21 protein-coding genes and 1 tRNA gene are annotated in these 26,230 nt (G+C 39.9%); 1 reads left to right on the forward strand and 21 read right to left on the reverse strand.

All coding sequences use genetic code 11. The features are described from left to right. Nucleotides 1-902 precede the first annotated feature (902 nt). The 19 genes from E7303_RS00005 to E7303_RS00095 all read right to left on the reverse strand — a co-directional run bounded on the left by E7303_RS00005 (nt 903) and on the right by E7303_RS00095 (nt 22,159). The gene (locus tag E7303_RS00005; RefSeq protein ID WP_292143265.1) at nt 903-1,841 is read right to left on the reverse strand and encodes a hypothetical protein; all 939 of its coding nucleotides are present in this window, start codon (nt 1,839-1,841) and stop codon (nt 903-905) included. Next, nucleotides 1,841-2,299 (reverse strand): flagellar export protein FliJ, encoded by a 459-nt coding sequence (locus tag E7303_RS00010; RefSeq protein ID WP_292143266.1) that lies wholly within the window; start codon nt 2,297-2,299, stop codon nt 1,841-1,843. The genes E7303_RS00005 and E7303_RS00010 overlap by 1 nt, the downstream gene beginning before the upstream one ends. Before the next feature lie 6 nt (nt 2,300-2,305). Beyond that, on the reverse strand, nt 2,306-3,664 hold the full coding sequence (gene fliI / locus E7303_RS00015) for a flagellar protein export ATPase FliI (protein ID WP_292143267.1): 1,359 nt from the start codon (nt 3,662-3,664) through the stop codon (nt 2,306-2,308). A 2-nt stretch (nt 3,665-3,666) separates the two neighbouring features. Beyond that, nucleotides 3,667-4,548, reverse strand: a complete 882-nt coding sequence (locus tag E7303_RS00020; RefSeq protein WP_292143268.1) for a FliH/SctL family protein — start codon at nt 4,546-4,548, stop codon at nt 3,667-3,669. After that, nucleotides 4,541-5,581 (reverse strand): flagellar motor switch protein FliG, encoded by a 1,041-nt coding sequence (gene fliG, locus E7303_RS00025; RefSeq protein ID WP_330601592.1) that lies wholly within the window; start codon nt 5,579-5,581, stop codon nt 4,541-4,543. The genes E7303_RS00020 and fliG overlap by 8 nt, the downstream gene beginning before the upstream one ends. Before the next feature lie 16 nt (nt 5,582-5,597). Next, on the reverse strand, nt 5,598-7,217 hold the full coding sequence (gene fliF / locus E7303_RS00030) for a flagellar basal-body MS-ring/collar protein FliF (protein WP_292143269.1): 1,620 nt from the start codon (nt 7,215-7,217) through the stop codon (nt 5,598-5,600). Nucleotides 7,218-7,373: 156 nt separating this feature from the next. Then, nucleotides 7,374-7,718: a flagellar hook-basal body complex protein FliE gene (locus E7303_RS00035; protein WP_292143270.1), complete on the reverse strand. Its 345-nt coding sequence runs from the start codon at nt 7,716-7,718 to the stop codon at nt 7,374-7,376. A 13-nt stretch (nt 7,719-7,731) separates the two neighbouring features. Then, nucleotides 7,732-8,178 carry a flagellar basal body rod protein FlgC gene (gene flgC, locus E7303_RS00040; protein WP_022775649.1) on the reverse strand — a complete coding sequence of 149 codons (447 nt, stop codon included), beginning with the start codon at nt 8,176-8,178 and terminating at the stop codon, nt 7,732-7,734. Nucleotides 8,179-8,192: 14 nt separating this feature from the next. Continuing rightward, the gene (gene flgB / locus E7303_RS00045; protein ID WP_292143271.1) at nt 8,193-8,588 is read right to left on the reverse strand and encodes a flagellar basal body rod protein FlgB; all 396 of its coding nucleotides are present in this window, start codon (nt 8,586-8,588) and stop codon (nt 8,193-8,195) included. A gap of 223 nt (nt 8,589-8,811) precedes the next feature. Continuing rightward, on the reverse strand, nt 8,812-9,591 hold the full coding sequence (codY, locus tag E7303_RS00050) for a GTP-sensing pleiotropic transcriptional regulator CodY (protein ID WP_103867860.1): 780 nt from the start codon (nt 9,589-9,591) through the stop codon (nt 8,812-8,814). A 166-nt stretch (nt 9,592-9,757) separates the two neighbouring features. Further along, nucleotides 9,758-11,857: a type I DNA topoisomerase gene (gene topA, locus E7303_RS00055; RefSeq protein ID WP_292143272.1), complete on the reverse strand. Its 2,100-nt coding sequence runs from the start codon at nt 11,855-11,857 to the stop codon at nt 9,758-9,760. A gap of 133 nt (nt 11,858-11,990) precedes the next feature. Beyond that, nucleotides 11,991-14,744 carry an FAD-dependent oxidoreductase gene (locus E7303_RS00060; protein WP_292143405.1) on the reverse strand — a complete coding sequence of 918 codons (2,754 nt, stop codon included), beginning with the start codon at nt 14,742-14,744 and terminating at the stop codon, nt 11,991-11,993. A gap of 141 nt (nt 14,745-14,885) precedes the next feature. Beyond that, entirely contained in the window at nt 14,886-15,230 is a 345-nt protein-coding gene (locus E7303_RS00065) for a hydrogenase maturation nickel metallochaperone HypA (RefSeq protein ID WP_022775641.1), read from the reverse strand. A gap of 69 nt (nt 15,231-15,299) precedes the next feature. Next, nucleotides 15,300-15,968 carry a hydrogenase nickel incorporation protein HypB gene (gene hypB / locus E7303_RS00070; RefSeq protein ID WP_022775640.1) on the reverse strand — a complete coding sequence of 223 codons (669 nt, stop codon included), beginning with the start codon at nt 15,966-15,968 and terminating at the stop codon, nt 15,300-15,302. Next, complete coding sequence (locus E7303_RS00075) at nt 15,968-17,086, reverse strand: DUF5692 family protein (protein ID WP_292143273.1); 1,119 nt, start codon at nt 17,084-17,086, stop codon at nt 15,968-15,970. The genes hypB and E7303_RS00075 overlap by 1 nt, the downstream gene beginning before the upstream one ends. Nucleotides 17,087-17,219: 133 nt before the next feature. After that, complete coding sequence (gene hemZ / locus E7303_RS00080) at nt 17,220-18,656, reverse strand: coproporphyrinogen dehydrogenase HemZ (protein ID WP_292143274.1); 1,437 nt, start codon at nt 18,654-18,656, stop codon at nt 17,220-17,222. A 37-nt stretch (nt 18,657-18,693) separates the two neighbouring features. Further along, nucleotides 18,694-19,350, reverse strand: coding sequence for an MBL fold metallo-hydrolase (locus E7303_RS00085; RefSeq protein ID WP_292143275.1), 657 nt, complete (start codon nt 19,348-19,350; stop codon nt 18,694-18,696). Further along, entirely contained in the window at nt 19,350-21,629 is a 2,280-nt protein-coding gene (locus tag E7303_RS00090; protein WP_292143276.1) for a RelA/SpoT family protein, read from the reverse strand. The genes E7303_RS00085 and E7303_RS00090 overlap by 1 nt, the downstream gene beginning before the upstream one ends. Nucleotides 21,630-21,634: 5 nt before the next feature. Then, entirely contained in the window at nt 21,635-22,159 is a 525-nt protein-coding gene (locus E7303_RS00095; protein ID WP_292143277.1) for an adenine phosphoribosyltransferase, read from the reverse strand. Between the two features lie 137 nt (nt 22,160-22,296). Between E7303_RS00095 and E7303_RS00100 the strand changes: the two genes are divergently transcribed. Then, nucleotides 22,297-22,369 (forward strand) — tRNA-Thr (locus E7303_RS00100). Nucleotides 22,370-22,436: 67 nt separating this feature from the next. Here E7303_RS00100 and glgB read toward each other — a convergent pair. Beyond that, nucleotides 22,437-24,893, reverse strand: a complete 2,457-nt coding sequence (gene glgB, locus E7303_RS00105; protein ID WP_292143278.1) for a 1,4-alpha-glucan branching protein GlgB — start codon at nt 24,891-24,893, stop codon at nt 22,437-22,439. A gap of 60 nt (nt 24,894-24,953) precedes the next feature. Continuing rightward, a complete protein-coding gene (locus E7303_RS00110; protein WP_292143279.1) occupies nt 24,954-26,207 on the reverse strand; it encodes a DUF1015 domain-containing protein in 1,254 nt (417 codons plus the stop codon). Nucleotides 26,208-26,230: the final 23 nt, after the last annotated feature.

Here is a 26,230-nt window from a genome sequence, read left to right on the forward strand (position 1 = left end):
ATGGACGTCAAGGATGGCGAACACAGCCACTACTTTTAAATCAGGAAATCATTTTACACCACATTTAGGACTTGACCGTTTTATCCTATATCTCAGAAAATCGTTGTTAATAAAATCATTCCTTACGTATAACGATCAATATAATAGAAAAAATACCGTTTTGGGCATATAGCAGCTTTTTGCGATGCCAACCACCCCGATATTGTCTTTATAAAAGAGAAATTGGGCATATAGGCCGATTTCAAAACTCGAGCCACCTGTTAAAAGGTGGCTGCGGACGGATAATTACCGTATATGCCCAATTGCCTACGATAAAAGCTATAATTAAGGGTGGCTGAAAGCCTGAAATCAGGCTATGAGCCCAAAACCGGTTTAATTGCAGGTGGCTGAGATATTGAAAACGAGCTATATGCCCAAAGCAGAATTGCAGCTCTCCTACAGCGGGAACCACGGGCATATAGCCCTATACATTTTGGAAAGTATCCGTACCTGCAATTCTTAGTCCTACATATTCTAGGAAGTATCCGCATCTACTATTCTTAGCCATACTCAGCCTTAAAAGTAGCCGCCCCTACTGTTCTCGGAGTCAGAGCCCGAGGCAATAACGCCCAGCCACACCGAAGGTGCTTGCCATTGACGGGTTCTGAGGAAAACGCTACAATGCTGAATCCGACGGTGCATGAATCTAACTACTGTTCCCATCATCCTCACCGTCTGCTCGCAGACCAAGGCGTTTTCCTCAGGTTCAGTCAATGGTGGCGGACGGAGCCAATTACTTACGCATATACAATGGGAGAGTATTTTGATATAAGCAAAAGCCTAATTTCAAAATACTCTCCCAATTCTACACTTCAAAGCAAATCACATTTCTTTTAAAAACTTAAATGATAGTAAATATCTCATTATCCTGTAACTTTTGTTGATTTTTGTTCCAGTGCATTTGGCTCTAACAGCTGTGTAAGCTTAGCAGAATTCTCTTTTTCCATAGCTGCAAGAATATCGCCTCTATTTTCAACACTCATCTGAGCAAGTATCCTGGCAACAAGTTCAATCTGATTCTCTGCAACCATCTCATCGAAAATTTCAGCTGCTTTTTTTGCTTTCATACCTGAATAGGTAGTTGCAAATGCCTTTATAGCAGCATCATCCACATCTCCCTGGATGATCTTTTTATAGATCTCAGCAGCTGTATCAGGATCGATCATAGCATAATACGAAGCATAGGCTGCTGCATCAGGAGCATAATCGCCATAAACTATGCTCTCGTAAAAAGATGCACGCTCCTCATAGAATTGCTTTTGCTGCTGCTCAAAGGGTTCAAGTCTTGCAACCTCAGCCTGAAGCTTTTCAATTGAAGAAGCATAGCTGCTGTTCTGTTCCATCTCAGCCTGCAGTGCCTGCTCAAGTCGTTTTATATATGCCTGGGCTTCATCAATACTTTCAATTCCAGCAGCGCTGGACCCGGCATTACTGTAATCCACTACCGCTTCAGGATTTGTAGTCTGTACTGATCCTTCTGGAAGGATCAGATTGACATAAGGAATATCCCTAAGTAGTGGTGCCAAAATCTCAGAACCAAAATGACCAACATCCAGTTTGATCAAAAGTGCCATTATGGCAAGCCAGATGAGGACTATGAGAAAAGAAATAACTAAAGTAGCAAGACCTCCGGCATTATCACCATTGATCTCTGCTGATCGTTCAGCAAATTCCTGCTCCTTTTCCTTTTGCTCTTTTCTCTGTTCTTTTAGTCTTTTCTTATATTCTTTTTTATCAGCTGCAAGTTTTTTCTTGGCCGCCTTAGGATCATCAGGCGTCATAGTCAAATTGTTATCAGCCATTATCTGGTCTTATCTCCTCTTTGTCCATAGGTAAAGCTGGTTCGCTGATCATTCTCTTTAGCTTCTTCCTGTTTTTCTTCTTCCAAATACTCTGCATAAGCCCTGTCGCGAAGGGTCTCCTGCATTTTTCTCTCCTGTATTGCCCTTGTTAATCTTACTCTTACTCTTTCGACTCTTTGTTCATATTCCTTAACCACTTTTGTCTGAGATGCGATCATTACATCCATCTGAGCAGTGGCATACTGGTTATCCAATATATCCTGAAGCTTTAAACTATCAGCATTTCTAAGTTCTTCGGCTTCCAAAAGATAATTCTCTTTTCGTCTGATATATTCATCCAGAATATCAAGCTGTTTATTCAATTCTGACTGAGCGGCAGCAAATTCCATTTTCACCTGCCCCTCAGTTTTCTGCTTGATATTAAGGACACTCTGCATACGGTAGTTAAATCTTGCCATAGGCTATCAATCCCTGAACATATCTATAAGAGTCTGTCTTATTTCTTCAAAGGTAAACTTTTGATCAGTCTCCTGCATTAGAAAAGAATTGACAAGCTCTATTTTAGAAACTGCGTAATCAATATTTTTATTGGCTCCACTCCTGTATGCACCAATATTTATGAGGTCCTCAGCATCATTATAAGTAGCAAGAACATTTTTAAGCTTTCCTGCAGCTTTTTTATGCTCAGGATCCGCAATTGCTGACATACATCTGGAAATACTTGCAAGAACATCTATCGCAGGATAATGGTTCTTTTGCGCAAGCTTACGATTAAGGACTATATGCCCATCCAATATGCCTCTGGCAGTATCAGTGATGGGCTCATTCATATCATCACCATCAACAAGAACAGTATAAAGACCTGTAATAGAGCCTGTTCTAGACTTTCCGGCTCTTTCAAGGAGCTTGGGCATTTCTGCATATACACTTGGCGGATACCCTCTTGAAACAGGGGGCTCACCACTTGCCAGTCCTATTTCCCTCTGAGCCATTGAAAAACGGGTAAGGGAATCCATCATAAGAAGCACATCTTTTCCCTTGTCTCTAAAATACTCCGCAATAGAAGTTGCCGTCTTTGCAGCTTTTAATCTCTCAAGAGCCGGTTTATCAGAGGTGGCACAGACAACAATAGACCTCCTCATACCTTCTTCTCCGAGATCTCTTTCTATAAACTCTCTGACTTCCCTGCCTCGCTCTCCAATAAGAGCAATAACATTTATGTCAGCCTGAGTGTTTCTTGCAAACATTCCAAGAAGTGTGGATTTACCAACACCAGATCCTGCAAATATACCGATTCTCTGGCCTTTACCAACTGTTAAAAGGCCATCAACAGCTTTTACACCAAGAGGCAAAACATCAGATATTGGATCTCTTGTCATGGGATCCGGTGGTTGATTCTCAACAGAATATGCGACACCACCTTCAAGGGCTACTCCTTTTCCATAGCTTGTGCCATCAATTCTCCCAAGACCATCAAGCGTTTTTCCAAGAAGTCCATCTCCAACATTTACTCGTAGAGGTGAATCTGTATTTTCAACTATAGACCCATTTCCAATGCCACTTGTGTTCTCGTAAGGCATCAGCTGCACATGATTGTCCTTAAAGCCCACAACTTCGGCCATAGCAGGCTTAGGCTGATTCTCATTTCCTGTATCAGAGTCCTTCTTTTTGGGATAGATAAGACATATGTCGCCAAGCTTTGCATCCGGACCTGCAGACTCTATTGTCAGCCCAATAACATTGACAACTTTACCACGAGTGCGGTAAAATGGCGCATTTTGCATCTTTTTATATTTTGACAAATCAACTGAAGATACCAGCATATCTATCTCTTCTTTCTGTCAAAAGATAATAATTTAAGCTTTCTGGAAATCTCTGAAAGCTCAACTCCGAGGCTACAATCAAATACTCCGCTGTCTGACTCTATCATGCATTCATTTTCCTTTAGAAGAGGGTCTTCTATGATTTCCATTGTAGTGTTCGGAGACGTAACACATGCATTCAAAGCCTCTTTTTCATCCATTACTTCATCGTAATCATCAGACGAAACATGGACTATAAGGTCATTTCCCGGCTCTATCCTGGAAAGTGTATTCTTAAGAAGATGAAGGATTATCCCCTTATCATCCCTAAGCTCTATTCCAAGCACGTGCTCATAAATCTGTGTGAGAACATCGACCATTTCAGGTTCAAGCTCATCAACAAGCATCTGATATTCCTTCTCAAGCCCATCTCTTTGAGCTTCAATATCAGCTTTAAGGCTTTCTACAGCAGCCATACCTTCCTGGTAACCAGCATCATAACCTTCCTGATGACCCTGTTCTATAGCTCCCTGTTTTATTTCCTCTGCCTGATTTTGTGCGTCGTTTATAATGGCTTCAGCCTGCTCTGAGGCCTGCTGAAGTTTAAAATCAATTTCAGCCTGCATGGCTTCCATATCGAATTGAGGATCCTCGTTAGGAGCGCCAAGAATACTCTGATCTTCTGTGAGCTGATCAAGCTGCTCCATATCAATCCCGGGAGAAAAATCAGAGTTTTCGTCTCCCTCAGGTGAAAAGCCTTCATCTTCGGCCATCATTGCTCTTTGTCTTTTGAGCTCCTGCTCCTGAAACTCTTCGATCTTCTTATTTGCAAGCTCATTGTTGTCAATTATCCGGGCGTCTGATTCATCAAAGCTTATAAAAGCTCCTTTAAAAAGATTAGACAACTAGCTCATCACCTCCGCCTCTGGAAATAACAATTTCACCGGAATCTTCAAGCTTTCTGATAACGTTAACGATCTTCTGCTGAGCTTCCTCAACATCCTTCATACGAACAGGCCCCATGAAGTCCATATCTTCCTTGATCATGGCTGCAAGACGCTTTGAAAGGTTGTTAAAGATAGCAGTCTGTACATTCTCGGTTGCGCCCTTAAGAGCAAGACCAAGGTCAGCATTTTCAACCTCACGCAGCACTCTCTGTATTGAACGGTCGTCCAAAAGAAGTACATCCTCGAATACGAACATTTTCTTTCTGATCTCGTCTGCAAGTTCCGGCTCTTCGATCTCGAGAGTTTCCATGATATGTTTTTCGGTTGCACGGTCTACAGTGTTCAAGATCTCTACGACTGCATCTACGCCACCGATAATTGTAAAGTCCTGATTTACCAAAGAAGCAAGCTTTGATTCTAACACTTTTTCAACTTCCTTTATTGTATCCGGGCTCGTTCTATCCATTGCTGCTATACGCTTTGCAACATCAGCCTGCCTGTCAGGTGGAAGTGCTGACAAAATAAGGGCACTCTGTGCAGGAGACATGTAGGATAAAACAAGAGCAATTGTCTGAGGATGCTCATCCTGAATGAATGTAAGTATCTGAGATGGCTCTGTCTTTCTGATAAACTCGAAAGGCTTAACCTGAAGTGAAGCAGTGAGCTTACTAATAACATCAAGAGCCTTGTCTTCACCAAGAGCTTTTTCAAGAAGTTCCTTAGCATAACTGATACCACCTTCTGCAATATATTGCTGAGCAAGGCAGACGCCATAAAACTCCTCAAGAACAGCTTCCTTGATCTGCGAAGTAACACTTCGTGTATTTGCAATCTCCAGGGTCAGCTCCTCTATCTCCTCGTCCTTTAGATGCTTAAATATAGCAGATGATTTCTCTGGTCCCAACGCAATCAGAAGAATTGCTGCCTTTTGTGTACCGGTAAAGCCCTCGAGTAAGGAGCCTTCTCCAGCAGAAACTTCAGTATCCATCATACCTTTTCCCCTTTAGTTATAGACCGTAGTCTTCATTAAGCCAGTTACGTAAAAGAACTGCAGCAGCTTCCGGATTTTCATCAACAAACTTCTCAATAAGTTTCTTTGTTTCAGAACCCGTATCCATCTCAATATCCTCGAGGGATTCTTCAGGCTGCGATTCAAGAAGCTGTTCCACAGACAAAGGTTCCGGTTCTGCTTCTTCCTGCGTCTGTTTCTTTGTCCACATGCTTCTGACAATAATGAATGCAAGAAGTCCAAGGATTATCAGAATCATTACAATCTGCAGGATATCTGTGACAGTTATGTTTGCTCCTGTTCTGTCAAAAAATACATACTCAGTATATGCAGCCATTGCAACATTTGCGGAATCTATACCCGTTGCTTTGGATACTACATCAATAACTTCAACAGGAACAGTTAAAACTGCTGGTTCTGCATTGGCAAGTTTATATTCTTTCCAGGTCATGTTATTATTGGCTGCGCTGTCGTAATCCTCTTCCTTTACAACAACGTAGTTAATAGCTGTGACAGAAATTGATGAACTTGCATATTGAATAGCTCCAGGCTGATTGGTTCTTGTAGTTATTTTTTCATTTGGAAGATAATCTCTTGATTCTTCAGTTATAGTCGATGTTGAATTAGTATTATCCTGAGTTACATAAGTAGTTTCATCATCTGCATTTGTATCAGTTCCAGGAATACCGCTCACCCCATTAACATTTTCAGCATTATATGTATCTTCATGTGATAAAACGCCCTGTGTCTGATCCTCAGCAGGTGTATAGTTATGCTCTGTTGTTTCCTCATGTGAAAAATCCATCACAAGATTACTTGCAACTTCAATATTATCGTAAAGCTTAGTTCCCAAAAGAACTTTCTTAACTTCATTTTTTACCAGTTGCTCTGCTTTTGCTTTTAAAGAAAGCTGCGTACTTGCCATACCGGAAATAGTACTGTCCTCGTCACCAGCAAAAAGCATATTTCCATTAGTATCAAGGATAACTATATCTTTTGTAGAAGAATTGCCTATTGCCTTGGCAACAGCCCTTGCAAGAAATGCTGCATTGTCTTCATTAAAGGTAGCATTATCATCAAGCTCAAGCAAAATACTTGCTGAGGACTCTTCCTGATTGCCAATAAGTGTGCCATCATTATCAGGAATATGAAGCTGGACATTAGCACTCTTAATATCAGTGAATCTGCTTATAAAATCCGACTCCAGCCGGCTTTCCAGATATAATACATATTTTTTCTGTTTATCTGATTCTGTGGTGGAAAAACTGCCGTCAGTAACATTATCAATAGTGTAAGCATAAGATTGGATGTCATTAGCACCCAAAAGAAGGCTTGCATTGCCCTGATCTTTTTTCAGAACTTTAAATTCCAAGCCATCATCTGACATCTTATAATTTATGGAATTAGAATCAAGAAGCTCTTTTATCTCTGAAGCTTCTTTTGTAGAATTGGCATTGACCAATAACACATATTGAGGTTTGTTCAGAACAGAAACCAAAATGATAATGGTAAGCAGTATTACCGAGCCGGCCCCCACAATCAGGGTCTTTTGCTTGGCAGTAAACTGATTCCACCAGTCGAGAATTTTTTGCCACAGGGCCTTTAATCTATCAGCCATGCATTCTCCCTCCCCATAAACTTAAGAAAACTAATAGTATTGAGCGATATACGGATTGCTCCGCTTCGCTCTCGCAATCCTACGTACATTCAGTCATTTCATAAATATGATGATTTGTGCAAGCACATCATCATATTTACTCATTCCTTATATCGCTCAGATCTGCATCTGAGTGATCTCTCTGTATGCAGAAAGGACACGGTCCCTCACAGCTACTGTGTATTGCAGTGCTGTCTGTGCCTTCTGAAGTGCAATAGAAAGATCATGTGTATTATCCGTCTGTCCCAAAGACCACTTTATCTCTTCATTTTCTGCATCTGACAAATAAGCATTCGTAGTATGAATATTCTCTACAGCTCTGTCAAAAATAATTGAAAAAGCCTGCTCATTCCCCTTGCCATCATCGCCTAGCACGTTGTAAACTCTGCTATTCAACTTTTCTGCATTTTTTACAGCTCCTGATGTTACATTTCGAAGCTGAGAGATATCAATAGATGCCATAAGCTATCCTCCATTAACCCTGTCCAAGTTCAAGGCCTCTTGAAGCCAGGTTTTTGCTTGCATTAAAAGCAGTTGCATTTGCCTCATACGATCTGCTTGCATCGATCAGGTTTGTCATCTCTGTAACAGTATTTACATTTGGATATGTTACGTATCCATTTGCATCTGCGTCAGGATGTGAAGGATCATATACAACATTCATCTGAGTCCAGGTATCATCCTGAACTGTTGTTACCTTAACTCCGGTTCCAGAGTAATGATCCAGTCGTTCATTAAGAATTCTTGAAAAAGGAGTCTGTGTGCCCTTTTCTTCAAATCTAACAACCTTTCTGACGTAAGGAGTACCATCTTCAGTTCTTGTTGTATTAGCATTGGCAATATTTTCAGATATGATATCCATTCTAAAGCGCTGGGCTGTCATACCTGATGAGTTAATGTTAAAAGAATCAAATATGCTCATACCTTAATCCTCCTTTATGAAGATTTCGAAACCAACTGTAGATTTGAAAACTCAGATTTTATTCCGGCCATTAAGCCTTGATATTTAATCTGATTTGCTGCAAGCATTACGTTTTCAGTATCAATATCTACATTGTTCTTATCATATCTGTATGAGAAACCTGAATAGTCATTAACTACCCTTGCCTGTAAATGCTTGTCCTTAAGATTCGAAACTTTGGCATCCATACTTTTGTATCTTGAATGTCCAAGAGCCCTCTCAAGCTCATCTTCAAAATTCAGATCCTGACGTTTATATCCCGGTGTGTCCACATTAGCAATATTGTTGGCAATAATCTCGTTCCTGGTCCAGGAAGCATCTGCCGCCTTATCCATAACATTAATATAGTCAAATACATTACTATTGATCATAGAGCCCCCTTATTAAATCAGAACACAATACGGTCAATTTAACTTATATATATTAATAATATGATTTTTATTAACAAAATACAAGTAAAACATACTTCATATTGTGTTTATCCATGTTTGGTTATACAAAATAAAGTAAACAAAAAAGGATTTACCTTATGTAGATAAATCCTTTCATCAATATCCATCCTGATATATATTTTTCACATATATTATCGGCTGCTTAGAGTTCCTGTTTAAGCTTCTTGATCTCAGAGAAAACAACATCATTTGTGACTTTAATATATGTTCCCTTCATGCCTGAAGATCTTGATTCTATAACACCGGCACTCTCAAATTTCCTGAGTGCATTTACGATCACGCTTCTTGTGATTCCTACTCTGTCTGCAATCTTACTTGCAACAAGTACGCCTTCCATTCCGTCAAGCTCATCAAATATATGAATGATTGCCTGCATCTCAGAGAAAGAAAGTGTACTTATAGCAGATTTTACAACAGCAAGTTTTCTACTCTCCTCTGCATTTTCTTCATTGACAGCCCTGAGCATCTCAAGTCCAACTACTGTTGTCCCATACTCACAAAGAATAATATCGTCTATATCGTATGGTACATCTGTTTTATAGATAAAAAGCGTTCCAAGTCTCTCACCTGCGATCTCAATAGGTGTAATTATCGCCTGGAATTTTGAAGAATCTATTCCTTCAAAGCCAAGAGTTTCAAGGTTAACATTTTCTTTTGTTGAAAGAATCGTAAGAAGTCTTTCATTTAACATTGGATCAATAAAAGAACCAACATTATCTACCAAAAGTTCACTAAGCGACTCAACTCCTGCGCTTTCACCAATACCCAACACTTTACCTTTTTTACTGATAACAAACATATTTGAGGATAAAATGTCGCAAAGAACCCTGCAAATATCGTTAAAAACAACTTTTCCGGAATTGCTGTTATGCAACAGTTTTCCAATTTTGCGGGTTTTATCCAGTAGCTGTACACTACTCATGACGTTTCTCCTTTAGAATGTATTTCCCCCTTAGTTGAAATTGTGTACGTTATTACGTATATTGCACAATTACACTATCGTTATCATATCATAAAAAAATAGGCGCTTCAAACCTTGAAGCGCCTACAATTATGAAAAAAAGCTAAAGATTTCTGAAAATTATTATTTACTTCTTAAGTTCACCGACATATCCGCAATCCGGATTTGTGCAGGTTACCTTGTTACTCTTTGCAACCATAAATGAGCCACACTTAGGACATTTCTCTGCAACAGGCTTTGTCCAGGACATGAAATCACAATCAGGATTATCTATGCATCCATAGAATATACGGCCCTTTCTAGTTCTCTTAAGAACAACATCCTTTCCACACTTAGGACATGCAACACCAATCTTCTCATAATATGGCTTGGTGTTTTTGCACTCAGGGAAACCTGGACAGGCAAGGAATTTACCATGAGGACCATATTTGATAACCATGTTTCTTCCGCAGTTATCACAGATCTCATCTGTAACTTCATCCTGAACCTGTATCTTTTCCATCTCCTGTTCAGCTGCTTTAACCGCTTCCTCAAGATCAGGATAAAAATTCTCAATAACAGTCTTCCATTTAACATTACCATCGGCAATACCATCAAGAAGCGCTTCCATGTTAGATGTGAAGTTTACATCGACGATCTGAGGGAAAGCTTCCATCATCATCTTGTTAACTGCCTGTCCAAGCTCAGTTATATAAAGACTCTTATTCTCTTTTGTAATATAGTGTCTTGCCATGATCGTTGAAATTGTCGGAGCATAGGTACTAGGTCTTCCGATACCAAGGGCTTCAAGATCATGAACAAGTGAAGCTTCTGTATAGTGAGGAGCAGGCTGTGTAAAGTGCTGTGCGCTTTCAAAAGAATCAAAGGAAAGCTTTGTATCTGTATCCAGATTCTTCATGAGCACATTCTTTTCAATCTGATCATCTTCGTCAGTATAAACATTTAAGAAACCATCAAATACTGTCTTTGAAGCTGATACAGTAAATCTGCTCTCTCCTGCATCAATCTTAACTGATGTAGTCTCGTATTTGGCAGCTGCCATACGGCTTGCCATAAATCTTCTCCAGATAAGCTGGTAGAGCCTAAACTGATCTCTTGAAAGGAAATCCTTAACCTTTACAGGAGTATTTGTAATGATTGAAGGTCTGATCGCTTCATGAGCATCCTGAATCTTTACATCGCTCTTTTTAGCTGCCAAACCTTCAGCAATATATTTCTCACCGAAGTTCTCTAAAATATATTCATTGGCTGATGCCACTGCTTCATCAGATACTCTGGTTGAATCAGTTCTAAGATATGTGATAAGACCTACAGTTCCCTGACTGCCAAGATCTATTCCTTCATAGAGCTGCTGAGCAACACGCATTGTCTTTTGTGTTGAGAAATTAAGCACTTTTGAAGCTTCCTGCTGAAGAGTTGATGTTGTAAATGGAAGTGGAGCCTTCTTGGTCCTTTCACCCTTCTTTACATCTGAAACTGTATATTTTGCGCCCTCTAAAGACTTCATTATCTTTTCGAGCTGCTCTTTATTCTCAATCTCTTTTTTATCATTGCCACTTCCGTAGTAGTGAGCAACGAGAGGTTTCTTTTCACCCTGAACTTTAAGATTAACATCAAGTGTCCAGTATTCCTTTGGTATAAAAGAATCTATCTCTTCTTCTCTGTCTGCAATGATCCTGAGGGCTACAGACTGAACTCGACCTGCGCTGAGACCTCTTTTGATCTTGTTCCAAAGAAGTGGTGAAATACTATATCCAACCATTCTGTCAAGGACACGTCTTGCCTGCTGTGCATCTACAAGATTCATATCAATATCTCTTGGATGCTTCATGGCTTCCTTAACAGCGTTTTTAGTGATCTCATTAAATGTAACTCGCTGAATCTTGGCATCTGCCTGATCTAACTTAAGGGCAGAAATAAGATGCCAGGAAATAGCCTCACCTTCACGGTCCGGGTCGGTTGCAAGGTATACTTTATCTGCTTTTTTGACCTGTCTTCTAAGGGCTGCCAAAATATCGCCCTTACCGCGAATTGTTATATATTTAGGCTCAAAATCATTATTTACGTCAACACCCATCTGACTTCTCGGAAGATCTCTTACGTGACCGTTTGACGCAGCTACTTCGTAACCTGAGCCAAGAAACTTCTTGATAGCCTTAACCTTTGTAGGTGACTCAACTATAAGAAGTGATGTTTTCTTTTCTGATGTCTTTTTACTAGTTGCCATTAGGATAGCTTACCCCTTCATAAAAAATTTAAGTTCAACTTTCTTATTAATAAACATTTTTAAGGATTAAGTCAAGTACAGATTATAACGTACCTGACTTAATCCTTAGTTAATTTATCATTTTTCAATTAAATTACTTATCAGAAAGCCATGCTGTCTCTTTAGGAGTCTTTTTAACAAATGGTCTGCTGACTGCCTGCTTAATGCCATTAGGAAGAATATATTTAAGCTTATCTTCCGCCTTACGCATTGTAGAGCAATCAGGGTTATCTCTTGTAAGCTTGATGGCGTCAAATTCGCAACGTGTTGTGCAAAGTCCACAGCCAACACACTTGTTAGGATCAACAATTGATGCACCACAGCCAAGACAACGAGATGTCTCTTTCTTGACCTGTTCCTCTGTGAATACAAGCTTTGTATCACGGAATGAAAGTTTACCATCTTCAGGCTTCTTTATACCTGCCTGCTGACGTCCAACATGATCATAATCCTTAACTAAGATATCATCTTTATCAAGTTCAATGAAGAAGTTAGGATCACGGCCAATTGTAAGTGATGAATGAGGCTGTACAAATCTATGGATTGACTCAGCGCCTTCTTTACCACATGCAATTGCATCGATGGCAAATCTTGGTCCATAGAACATATCACCGCCTACGAATATATCCTTTACAGTTGTCTGGAAAGTAATCTTATCAGCTACAGGAGCGGGTCCTCTAAATTCAACATTCTCGTCCTTAAGAAGATCGCCCCAGATAGTAGCCTGACCAACAGAGAGAATAACGTTGGAACATGCAATTTCCATTGTCTCATTCTCATCATACTTAGGATCAAACTTTCCTTCTGCATTCTTAACCTGAGTACATTTCTTGAATACGATACCCTTAACTTTTCCATTTTCAGTGAGGATTTCTTTTGGTCCCCAACCGCCCTTAAACTCAATTCCTTCAGACTCAGCAATCTCGATTTCTTCAGGAAGAGCAGGCATAATATCACGTGTCTCAAGAGAAACCTGTGTGATCTTAGGTGAGCCACAGCGGATTGCAGTACGGCTGACATCGATAGCAACGTTACCACCACCGATTACAACTGTATCACCTGTAAGCTTGTAGCTCTCATCATCTATTACAGCGTGAAGGATATCAACACCCTTAAGTACGCCCTCAGCATCTTCTCCAGGAACGTTTACACCACGGCCACCCTGACATCCGATAGCGATATAGAAGGCCTTGTATCCCTGCTCACGAAGCTCTTTAAGGGTAATGTCCTTACCAACTTCAACTCCAAGACGAATATCTACGCCAAGTTCTCTCAATACATCAACTTCTGCTTCAACAACATCTTTTTCAAGAACGAATGATGGAATACCATAAGTTACCATTCCGCCAGGTTTCTTATTCTTTTCAAAGATAGTTGGCTTGTATCCCTTAAGTGCAAGATAGTAAGCACAAGAAATACCTGCAGGACCTGCACCGATAATAGCAATCTTTTCATCGAAGCCGCCACCAATCTTAGGAATTACCTTTTCAGGTATGTAACGAGTCTCAGACTTAAGATCACGCATTGATACAAATTTCTTAACTTCATCGATAGCGATAGCCTGATCAATTGTTCCTCTTGTACAAGCATCCTCACAACGACGGTTACATACATGACCACAAACAGCAGGAAGTGGGTTGTACTTCTTTATAAGAGCAAGCGCTTCTTCATATCTTCCCTGAGCAGCCATCTTAAGGTATCCCTGAACAGGAATATGTGCAGGACAAGCAGTCTTACATGGCGCAGTACCTGTTTTGTGAGTATTGATACGGTTGATATCACGATAATCTTCAGTCCACATATCCTGAGACCACTTTTTCTCAGTTGGAAGTGGCATCTTAGGATAAACAACTTCGCTTCCATCCTTTTTGCAGAGCTTCTGTCCAAGAGTTGCTGCTCCGGCAGGACAAACCTCAACGCATCGTCCACATGCAACACACTTCTCCTTATCAACGTGAGCAATATAAGCTGAACGTGACATATTAGGTGTGTTAAAGAGCTGTGATGTACGAAGGGCATAACATACATTTACATTACAGTTACAGATAGCAAAGATCTTGTGTTGTCCGTCAATGTTTGTGATCTGGTGAACAAAGCCATTGTCCTCAGCCTGCTTGAAGATCTCAAGAGCTTCTTCCTTGGTAATATAGCGACCGTCCTTCTGAGTTTCAACTACGTAGTCAGCCATATCGCCTACAGCAATACACCATCCTTCCGGATCATCAGCGCAGCCCTGATCAAATGTTTTTCTTGATCTTCTGCATGAGCATGGAGAAGCTGCATATTTACCTTCATAGTAATCAAGCCAGTATGAAATATGCTCAAGGTCAATTGACTCTCCCTGCATATTGATAGCTTTTTCTACAGGAATAACATGCATTCCAACGCCTGCTCCGCCCATAGGAACCATATGAGTAAGTCCTTCAAGCGGAATACGGCTCATTCTCTCAAAGAAAGGTCCAACCTCTGGATGAGCCTCAATAACTCTTGAGTTCATGTTGCCAAATTCAGCAGAACCAGGAACATACATAGGAAGAACGTACTGTTTCTCACGTTTTTCATTTTCGTAGTTCCACTCTATAACACCGTTATAAGACATCTCATCGAGCTGTTTCTGAAGCTCTTCTTTTGAGTACTCAGGGCAAAGAGCTGCAATTTCCTCAAATGTCTTTGGTTTACGTTTTTCCATCTTAAGTGCAATCTCACACTGAGCGTCAGTGATAAGATTGTAAAGGCCCCAGTATTCAGGGCTTTCTTTTGTTATTTTTTCAATTCCAAGTTTGATATTTTTTCTGTCAGTAACTACCTTCGCAAACTTTGCCAGTGGTTCACGAAAAGGTGCATTCATATCAACCCATTCAGGGATGATTCCAGCCCTTGGATCTACCTTATTACGTCCCGGATCAAGGGAATATGGAGTTGTTAAATCCTTCATATCCATATCATTCATATTCATCTCTCTACCTACCATTTTCCTTTTAAAAACTCATTACGTAGCCGCTATCTCTTTTATCATAAATTCGTTGCCTTTTAAGAGATATGTGTGCTCACTGCCACAGTTAGGGCAGATCTTACCATGCGCTACAGTTTCATATTCACTCTTGCAGTCCTCACAGAATGTGACTGCAGGAAGAGTTTCGATAATAAGCTCTGAGCCTTTCATAAGCTCAGTTTTATCCGAAGCCCATTTCCATGCATCTGTCAAAAGATGTGGGACTACTCCGGACACTTCCCCCAGTTGTAAAGTTACTGAATGAATTTTTTCAAGTTCATTCTCTTTACCTACTTCAGTAAGATCATCAATTATACGAAAAACAACGCCCAGCTCGTGCATAATTATCCTTTACCCAAGAAGATGCCGGGCGAAGTTGATCGCCTGGCATCCCCATCTTGTTATTGCCATTTATTTTATAGCTTCATCAATCTGAGCTGATAGCCAGTCAGCCCATTCCTGCATACCCTCACCAGTCTTTGCACAGATAGGAATTATCTTCGCATTAGGATTTCTATACAGGATATTTTCTTTTACCTTTTCAAGGTCAAAGTCAAAATAAGGCATAACATCAATCTTATTTATTAAAACCACATCACAAATTGAAAACATCAAAGGATACTTAAGTGGCTTATCATGTCCTTCAGGAACAGATAAGATCATAGCATTCTTGGTGCTTCCTGTGTCAAATTCTGCAGGGCAGACAAGATTTCCAACATTCTCAAGAATTGCAAAATCAACATCGCTTGTATCAAGTTCTCTGATTCCCTGTCTTGTCATGTCAGCATCAAGGTGACACATACCACCGGTATGAAGCTGAATTGCCTTAACACCGGTTGCCGCAATTGTCTTGGCATCAACATCTGAATCAATGTCAGCTTCCATGACGCCAATGCGGTATTTATCTTTCAGAAGCTCAATTGTCTTTTTCAAGGTAGTTGTCTTACCTGATCCAGGAGAAGACATTAAGTTCAAAAGAAATGTCTTACTCTCCTTAAGCTCCTGGCGCAGTTTGTCAGCATCCTTATCGTTGCTTTCGAATATGCTGCGCTTTACTTCTATAACTCTAACATTATCCATTATTTAGCACGCTCCATTGCAAGCTTGAAGTCCTTTGTATCGCCGAATACTTCATTTGCATATGGATTCTTACCAAGTTTGATTGATCTCTTGATAATCTCAGTGATGCAAATTACGTTGATAACGATAGCAAGTATAGCAACAACACCCTGAGCTCTAGGATCAGCAGTTATGCCCATGCTAGCGATAATCTCGCCTGCCTGTGCTGTCTTGCCGGCACCTGAGTTGTAAAGGTTAATTGCCTTGTCATAAAGATCCATTGTTGTAATTCCGTTCGCTGTAGCTCCACCGTAAATTGAAGGAAGCGCTGCTGCAAACTTTGAACTAAGCTGGAATGCAGGAACAACCTGAGCCCACATGCACCAGATAGCAAGTGTATTAGCACGGTTCTGGATCCATGCGCCCTTGTTCCAGAATGCATTTGCAAATGTAGGAGCAAGAAGAAGTGCAACACCACAGTACCATGAATGTGTAGGAAGGTTGAGGTATGTATACTCAAAGTTCCAAACGTCGTATGCAAGAATAAACCAGATTGTCATATCAGGCCAGAGCATATCTGACTCGTTCTTGTCCTTAGATGTATAAAGGTGAACGCAACCTGTCATGCAGAAAATGTTGATCATTCCTGCAAGAGCATTAACAACGTTCCACCATCCGCCGTAAATAAATACGCCTTCGTTAGATGCCCACCATGCACCACTTAAGTCTCCTGTGATTGAGAAAGCTGCAAGAGCAGATTCCATATCAGAAACGTTAGCGATCATGATGTTTGCTGCAACGATGAGCCATGGGAACCATGCAAACCATTTTTCCTTGCCGATACCCCATTTGTACTTGATCATCATAAAGCCTACGCAGCCAATATCAGCAGCATAAAGCTTGAAGTAATGGAACCATCCGTCCATGAATGCTACGGTAGGGTTTGATGCACCACCGAACATTCCTAAATGTGCCAGAATAAAATAAATAGTTAAGATACATGGAATCACTACAAATACAACGATTCCACCAGTTTTGGTTCTACGACCAATCTCATTCATAAGAATAAGACCACAGAATACCAACACCCATCCAATGAGCTGCATAGCCGCATGGTTGCTATAAAGTTGGAATAGCATAAAAAAACCTCCTTTGATATTGCATTTAAATTTTTTCTGAGCAATATCGTCATTTATTTATCAATATGATAGCATATTGCACAATATTATTCAATCTCTTTAGAAAATTTAAGGCAAATTGGGGCACTGATTCTTACGAAAACAGTTTCCTCTTTCTGTCTATCATATCATCTATCTGTTCCATGTAAAGTTTTACATCCTTTACATTATCGCATCGCTCTATCCTGCCATCATATCCGTAAACTCTCTTTGTAACGGTACCGGCTCCAAGCGCGACAATAGATTGAACCTCTTCATTGATCAAAATATTATAAATTCCTGCCTTGCCTTTTCTTGCATATCCGGTGTTCTCAAAATTGCCGGATATATTTTTTTGCCTGTAAAGGTAATATGGCTCAAGTCCCATATCACTTGCTCCCTTTAAAGCAATTTCCATCATCTCTTCTGTATTTTTTATATCATCAAGAATATCTTTTTTATCATCAAAAGAGCACATGGCACTTTCATTGCCTCTATGCTTGGCAAGTTCCATGATCTCAGCAAGCTTTGAACCTCTTTTTATAGCAAGTGAATGAACAGTAAGATCATCCGGATCAAGCTTTTTTATCTCTTCCATTGTGTAAGCGACATCACTGGCGCCCTCACCCGGAAGACCCAGGATAATATCCATATTGATATTATCAAAACCCTCTTCTCTTGCCATATTATAAGCATCAATAAGCTGAGAAACTGTATGTCTCCTTCCTATGAGCTTTAAGGTCTCATCCCTCATAGTCTGAGGATTTACAGAAATTCTGGTCACGCCCATCTTTTTCATGGTCTTAAGCTTATCTCTTGTTATAGAGTCCGGCCTTCCTGACTCAACCGTAAACTCTTTTACATTTGAAAAATCAAGTTTTGCCTTAAGATAGCCAATAAGCCTTTCAAGCTGATGAGGCTCAAGGGTTGTAGGTGTGCCTCCGCCTATATAGACTGTGTCCAAAGTTTTGTCTTTAAAATTCTCTGCTACATAATCAATTTCTTTTTCAAGACAAGAAAGATAATCGTCAACAATATTTGAAAAAGCCCCTATTGGATAGGATGTAAAAGAACAGTACAAACATGTTGTGGGACAAAAAGGTATTCCCAAATAAAGGCTGTAACCATTCTTGTAATCTATACATTTAAGTATTTCTTTTTCCCTGTGGGCAATCTTAAGACTAAGAGCAATCTTTTCATCAGATACGCAATAGGTATCTTTCATATACCGGACTATTTCTTCGTCGCTCTTTCCCTCTTCAATGAGGTTCATAACTATCCTCGTAGGTCTTATACCCGTAAGGTTTCCCCAAGGCAGACTCTTACCCGTTTTAGCAGACAGATCCAGGTAGATGCTCTTTTTAAGCTCATTCTTTGAAACGCTGACATCAACATCAGAAACAGTGATTTCAGAATTAAGCCTTTTTACTTCATCTATCTTATCAAGGTCATTCTCTAAAATAACCTTTACATCCTCAGTTGGATAAAAAGCCTTATAAAGGGAATGAATATCGTATGTATACTTATCTTCTTTTATTAAAACAACCTGCATAATAAGCCTCAAATAAATCAAAAAAATATAATCCGCATTAAATAACAAACGGATTATACATTTTTTCGTGTTCTATTGTTGTAATTTCACCATGTCCCGGATAAACTACAGTTTCATCAGGAAGAACAAAGAGTTTTTCTTTTATGGATCTGACTATCTCACTTGTAGAGCCTGTCGGAAAATCAGTTCTTCCAACAGATTCTTCAAATAAGGTATCTCCACTTATCAGAATGCCGCCCTCTTCAAAATAGTAACAACAGCTCCCAGAAGTATGTCCCGGAGTTGCGATCAGCCTGCAGCTCATGCCTGCAGCTGAAATTGTATCTCCATCTTTATATAAGCCATCGGGAGTGATCTTTAGATGCATGTTGTAATCATTAGAGAGATTAAGATATGCATCTTTACACATAGCCTGCTCTTTTTCATAGCAATAGACTTTGGCGCCTGAAAGGCTTTTAAGCTCTTCCACACCACCAATATGGTCAAAGTGCCCATGAGTTAAAAGGATGAGGTCTATAACAAAACCATTTTCTGATAGTTTCTCATATATTTTTTTGCCCTGATCGGCAGGGTCAAAAAAGATTACATGCTTACAATCTTCTGTGTTACATTCGGCATCCGGCTTATAAACAAAGTAGCAATTTGTTCCAACCATGCCAAGAGTAAACATTCCAATAGATAAAGCCTTTTCCATCAACCTGTAGTCCTCTCAATATCAATGACGCTGTCAATCTGCCTGATCTTATCGACAATCTCTCTAAGCTGATTTCTGGAAGAAACCTGGAAAGATGTTTCCATTGTTGCAAGTCCCTGCTTACTGGTCCTTGTATTCATGGAAATGATATCGATATTTTTCTCAGTAAGCGCACGTGATATATCAGCCAAAAGTCCACTTCTGTTATTGGCAAATATCTTGATAGTAGCTGCGTACTTGCCAACGGACTGCGAATCTGACTGCCATCTGGCCTCAATAAGCCTTGATCTGTCCTCTTCCTGCATTTTAATAACATTAACGCAGTCTCTTCTATGAATAGATACGCCTCTTCCTCTAGTAACAAAACCGCATATATCATCACCCGGAACAGGATTGCAGCACTTTGAAAATCTTACAGCCACATCATGAACGCCTTTAACAATTATAGCATTGTCAGATTCTGAAACCTGCGGTGTTACATTGGATTCAGCCACAGCTGCAAGAACTTCTTCATCGGTAATATTGCGCTTGTGCTCTTTATCATTAAGCTCAAGCATCTTATTAACGATCTGGCCTTCCTTAAGTCCGCCGTGTCCAACAGCTGCAAGAACAGCGTTCCAATCATGGAAACCATATTTCTTTATAACTATATTCTGAAACTCAGGTTTTGAAATAGAGAAAAGATCTATGCCCTTACTCTTACAATACTCAATGAGAAGTTCACGTCCCTTGACTATGTTCTCCTCTTTAAGTTCATTTCTAAACCACTGATTGATTTTGTTTTTGGTAGATGTAGATTTAGCGATCGCAAGCCAGTCTCTGCTTGGTCCTCTGGAATTCTGGCTGGTGATAACTTCAATTCTGTCACCGTTTTGAATCTTGTAATCAATAGGAACAAGCTTGCCATTAACCTTGGCACCGATCATCTTATTGCCCACAGCACTATGAATACTGTATGCAAAATCGATAGGTGTTGAACCGGCAGGAAGGTTCTTTACATCGCCGGTTGGAGTAAAGCAGTATACATCCTCGGAAAAGAGGTTGAGATCGCTCTTTAAAAGGCTCATAAACTCCTGGTTATCAGACATGTCCTGTTGCCATTCCAATATCTGACGAAGCCAGATAAGTTTCTCTTCCTCGCCGCTTTCAGACTTTTTACCATCTGAAGCTTCCTTGTATTTCCAGTGAGCCGCAATACCATACTCAGCTGCACGATGCATATCATAAGTACGGATCTGTATCTCAAAAGGCTGACCTGTCTGGCCTATGAGCGTTGTATGAAGAGACTGGTACATATTGGGCTTTGGCATGGCAATATAGTCTTTAAACCTGCCGGGAATAGGCTTATACATCTCATGTATAACACCAAGAGCCGCATAGCAATCCTTAACAGTACCAACTATTATCCTGATAGCAAACAGATCATAGATCTGATCCAGAGTCTTATTCTGGTTGCGCATCTTTTTATATATGCTAAAGAAATGCTTTACCCTGCCGTTTACATCACCCGTGATACCTGCAGCAGAAATAGCATCTCGAACATTTTCACAAATGTCCTCGACGTATTTTTCCCTCTCGCTCTTCCTTGTTGCAACCTTTTCAACAAGATCATAATAAACATCAGGTTTAAGATATTTAAGCGAAAGATCATCGAGCTCAACCTTGATACGGCTGATACCAAGTCTTCCTGCTATAGGTGAGTAAATATCAAGAGTCTCCTGCGCAATCCTGGACTGCTTTTCAGGAGGCATATGAGAAAGAGTACGCATATTGTGGAGCCTGTCCGCAAGCTTTATCAGAATTACTCTGATATCCTTTGCCATGGCAAGAAACATCTTTCTAAGGTTCTGAGCCTGTATATCAAGCTGTTCCTGAGTCTTGCCGGCGCTGTCAGTTGTAAGCTGCAGAGCAGTCAGTTTTGTAACTCCATCTACCAAAAGAGCTACATCCTCTCCGAACTCCTCCTCAATTCCTTCTTTAGTCCATATAGTATCCTCAACGACATCATGAAGAAGACCTGCCGCCAGAGTTTCTTTATCGAGCTCTAAATCTGCAAGTATTATTGCAACACAAAGAGGGTGAATTATGTATGGTTCACCCGATTTACGTCTTTGATCTCTGTGGGCTTCAGCCGCCTTTTGATATGCCTTTTCAATAAGAGAAATATCATCCGATGGATGATATTTTCTTACTCTTTCAATAAGTCCTTCATACAGCACATCCGGCGATTGAAATTCCTCAATGGCTTCAATTTTTCCGTCGTCGAAGTTTTGTACCATTAAAATTACTTCCCTTCGTAGCTGATTGCTGCATCAAGTCTGTATTTGCTAAGTCTTTCTCTTCCCTTTAAGCCTTTTAGCTCCATAAGAACAAGAATACCTGCAACTTCGCCGCCAAGCTGTTCTACAAGCTTGATCATAGCTTCGATTGTTCCACCTGTAGCCATAAGGTCATCAACAAGAAGTACCTTCTGTCCAGGCTTGATTGCATCCTTATGCATCTCAAGAACAGCTTTGCCATATTCAAGATCATATTCAACTTCTATTGTTTCGCAAGGAAGCTTTCCTTTTTTACGAACAGGAACAAGTGCCTTACCTCTCTGATAAGCAATAGGTGCGCTGAAAATAAAACCTCTTGATTCAGCACCGAGAACTACATCAAAATCAAGATCTGCAACAAGCCTTGTCATCTCATCGATTGCAAGCTTAAATCCATCAGGATCCTGTAAAACTGATGTTATATCCCTGAACATAATTCCTTCTTCAGGGAAGTTAGGAATGGTTCTAACGTAATCTTTAAGTTCTTTCATATTCGATCCTCTCTAATAAAAACAATACTTCAATTTAGAATTATAGCACAAATACTGCACATAAGTATAATTAATTCTGAATTTCACTTGTAAATCCATGCCGTGGAATGTATAATTTAATTTGTGCCTTGTGGCAGGCTGGAATAGCGCAGTTGGTAGCGCAACTGATTCGTAATCAGTAGGTCGTGGGTTCAAGTCCCATTTCCAGCTTTATTTTTTTTGCAAAAAAGCTGTGAAATCATGCATCACCAGGTTTCACAGCTTTTTTCATTTTTATTTATTTCTTTTTAGAATTTTTAGTTGTAGTTTTTTTAGAGGTTCTTGCTCCTGTCTTTTTCTTTGCAGAAAGACTCTTTATGGCATCAGCCGATACAATAGTAGAAATTCTCTCTTCTTCTATCTTTTCATATTTTTCTTCTATTGCCTTTTCCTGCTCTAAGAGTTCTCTCTCATATTTTTCTTTAAGTTCTTTTAATAATCTCTCTTCCTCTTTGCTCTGCATTTCCTTAAGAGCAGCGAGTTTTTCCTGTCGTTCAGCCTCTTTCTTGATTTCCTCTTCTTCCTTTATCGCACGGATTTTTTTCTCCTGCTCAGTATAAGGGACATAGCTAAAGATACAAAGAGATACTGCACCAATCTTAATAGACAAAGAGTAGTCTCTTCCATCTACCTCTTTTCTTCTTGCTTCCTTTTTACCTTCATTTAAGACACCAGTTCCGCCATAAGAAATGTCGTCACTATTGAAGATCTCTGTATATCTTCCGTCAGCAGGAACTCCAATTTCAACAGTTCTTTCGACGCCTGCCATATTAGCAACAACAAGAAGCATTTCTGTTGAATCATTGCTTTTCCTGACAAATGAGAGCATGCACTCATCTGTTGCCATGTTGTTGATCCATTCAAAACCTCCATCGGAACTGTCAAGCTGATGAAGTGCATCATGATCATAATAGAGCTTATTGAGTTTTGAGAGCATATTCTCAACAAATACAGACTGATCTACAGTAAGGGCATCAGGTTCCATGTATAAATGCTTTCTTCCTGGATGAACCATCATATAGCTGATTGCAAGGCGCAGATTAGCCATCTTTTGGACTGAGTCGCCAGGCATCAGATAATAAAGCCCCTCAAGGCCCTTTTCAAGTTCTTCATGTGTGAATCCAAGAATAAATCTTTCAGTATAGCTGTAAATAATGCTGAAAGTAAGCTCATCATGGTGACCGGCCCTAAAGAGCGGATCATTTTGCATATATGAAAGGAAATCCCTTGTCCAGCCGTTATTCCACTTATAATCAAATCCAAGCCCGCCATCATCTACTGAATCCGTAACCTGTGGCCAACAAGCTGTTTCTTTTGTAAGAAGGATCACGCCAGGATTGTTTTTATGAATGACAGTTGTGAGCTGTTTAAGGAATTCCAGTGCTTCCAGGTTCTCATTGCCGCCATATATGTTAGCAATCCATTCACCCGGCTTCCTGTCATAATCAAGATAAAGAATCCTTGAAATGTCAGAAGTTCTAAGGCCATCAATGTGGTAATTCTCAATCCAGTATAAGGCATTGGAAATAAGGAAGTTAGTAACTTCCTTTCTGCCGTAATCGAATATCAAATCCCCTGACTTTGGATGAACACCGATCCTTGGGTCCTCATACTCATAGAGGCACTTTCCATCAAAACTACTAAGACCGCAAGATGACTTAGGGAAAAATGTAGGAACCCAGTCAAGGATAACTCTTATACCTGCAGTATGGCATGCATCGATAAATTTCATGAACTCTTCAGGAGTGCCATTTGAATCATCAAGAGCAAAGAAATCCAGAATATGATAAAAATGTCCCGGAACGTGTTTCATTACAGGCATGAGCTCAATAGTATTAAAGCCATGATTCTGTACATACTCGAGAATATCAGAAGTGATTTCTTCGATTGTATTCCTGCCTTCATGTCTTCCGGCAAAAGCATCGATAGAAATCTCACAGATTGAAAGTGGCGCTTCATCAAGATCAAATTTTCTTCTCTGTGTAAGCCACTTGGAATCGTTCCAGACAATAGATTTTCTCTCACTGATAACAGAGATCATGCCATTCTCACCGCGGCTAAGCATTGCATATGGATCAGGTCTCTTGAAGATAAGACCGCTCCTGGTCTTGATCTCAAACTGATATCCATCATTTTCCTTAGCACCTGGGACAAAGATCTCAAATACGCCAATTGGGTCAAGCCTATGCATCTGGCATACTCTTCCATCCCAATTATTAAAATCACCAATGACGCTTACTCTTGCAGCAGAAGGCGCCCAAACAGCAAAAAGAGTTCCCTGAACAGTTCCCCTCTTCATAGGATGTGCGCCAAGTTTTTCATAGATATGGTAGTGTATACCACTGCCAAATTTTATAAAGTCCTCTCTGTCCATATACGGTCCAAAAGCATATGGATCATCTACAGCCTTCTCTACCCCATTAACATCTGTGATCACGAGTTTATATCTAAACTTCTCGATGTATGGAACCAAAACAGCATAAAACCCAGCCTCATCTGCAAGTTCCATAGGATAAGTCTTTTTGGTATTCTCAACCAAAACACTTATCTCTTTTGCATCAGGATAAAAAGCCTGAATAAGATAATTTGAGCCAACTTTATGAGCCCCCAGAATTCTGTGTGGATTGTCGCCATCAGAATAGATAATTTCCTCAATCTCAGGCCAATTCATCATCTTGTAAAGCTTATTATTCATGTCTCCCTCCCCATTGGGTAATTTATAATAAGAAAATATGATCAAAAAACGTGAATTTCACTATACAATTGTACCACAGATATCATGAATAAATAACCCACTTAAGAGCTTAGGTTCAAACCATGTTGACTTAGGCGGCATGAGCAACCCTTCATCTGCAACCGCAAAGAGTTCCGATATGGATGTCGGATACATAGAAAAGCCCACTTTGCAGTCCTTGCTGCATCTTTTCTCTATCTCTGAGAGTCCTCTAATACCACCAATAAAATCAATTCTTTTATCAGTTTTTGGATCACCTATACCAAGGACAGGTGAAAGAACATTATCCTGAAGTATAGATACATCAAGTCCTGCAACAGCATCGTCTGATTTTATGCTTTCTTTTGCATTTAGTCTGTACCAGGCGCCATCAAGATACATGCCAAACTCTCCCTTGCAAGAAGGTTTTACAGGAGCATCTTCCTTTTTAACATCAAATTTCTCAGAAATCTTTTCCATGAACTCAGCCTCAGAAAGGCCATTTAAGTCCTTTACAACACGGTTGTAGTCCATTATTTCAAGCTCATCATCAGGGAAAAGAACTGACAAAAAGTAATCAGATTTAAGTTTTCCTCTTACCTTTCCTTCTCCTTCTTTTCTCTTCATAAGTCCAACTTTGACAGCTGAAGCACATCTATGATGGCCGTCAGCTATATATATTGAATTTATGGTAGTAAAGATCCTACTTATGGTATTAACTTCCTCTTCATCAGAAATGACCCAAACTCTGTTCTTAACACCATCTTTAGATTCAAAATCGTAAACAGGCGCATCGCATTCCTTTATTTTCATAACAAGCTCAGATAAAAGCCTGTTTTTTCTATAGCAAAGGAAAATAGGACCAGTCTGGGCATCACAGGTATAGACATGTCTGATTCTGTCTTCCTCCTTGTCAGCTCTGGTATTCTCATGCTTTTTGATCACACTGTTTAAATAATCATCAATAGATGCGCAGGCAACAATTCCCGTTTGGGTTCTGCCTTTGAAAGTCTGCTCATAAATGTAAAAGCATTTGTCTTCATCCTTGATAAAAGTCCCATCAGAAATTTGGTCTCTTAGCATATCCCTGGCTTTTTCATATACTTCAGGAGCATACATATCCTGATCCTTAGGAAACTGAGTTTCAGGTCTGTCTATTGCAAGAAAAGACTTGGGATTCTTCATCACTTCTTCATAAGCTTCTTCCCTGTTATAAACATCATAAGGCAGTGCAGCCTTTTCTTTTACAATGTCTGTATTTGGTCTTATTGCACTAAATGGTCTTATATCAGCCATCTTTATTCCTCCGCATATTAAAA

The organism is Butyrivibrio sp. (assembly GCF_015056685.1).
Taxonomy (GTDB): domain Bacteria; phylum Bacillota; class Clostridia; order Lachnospirales; family Lachnospiraceae; genus Butyrivibrio.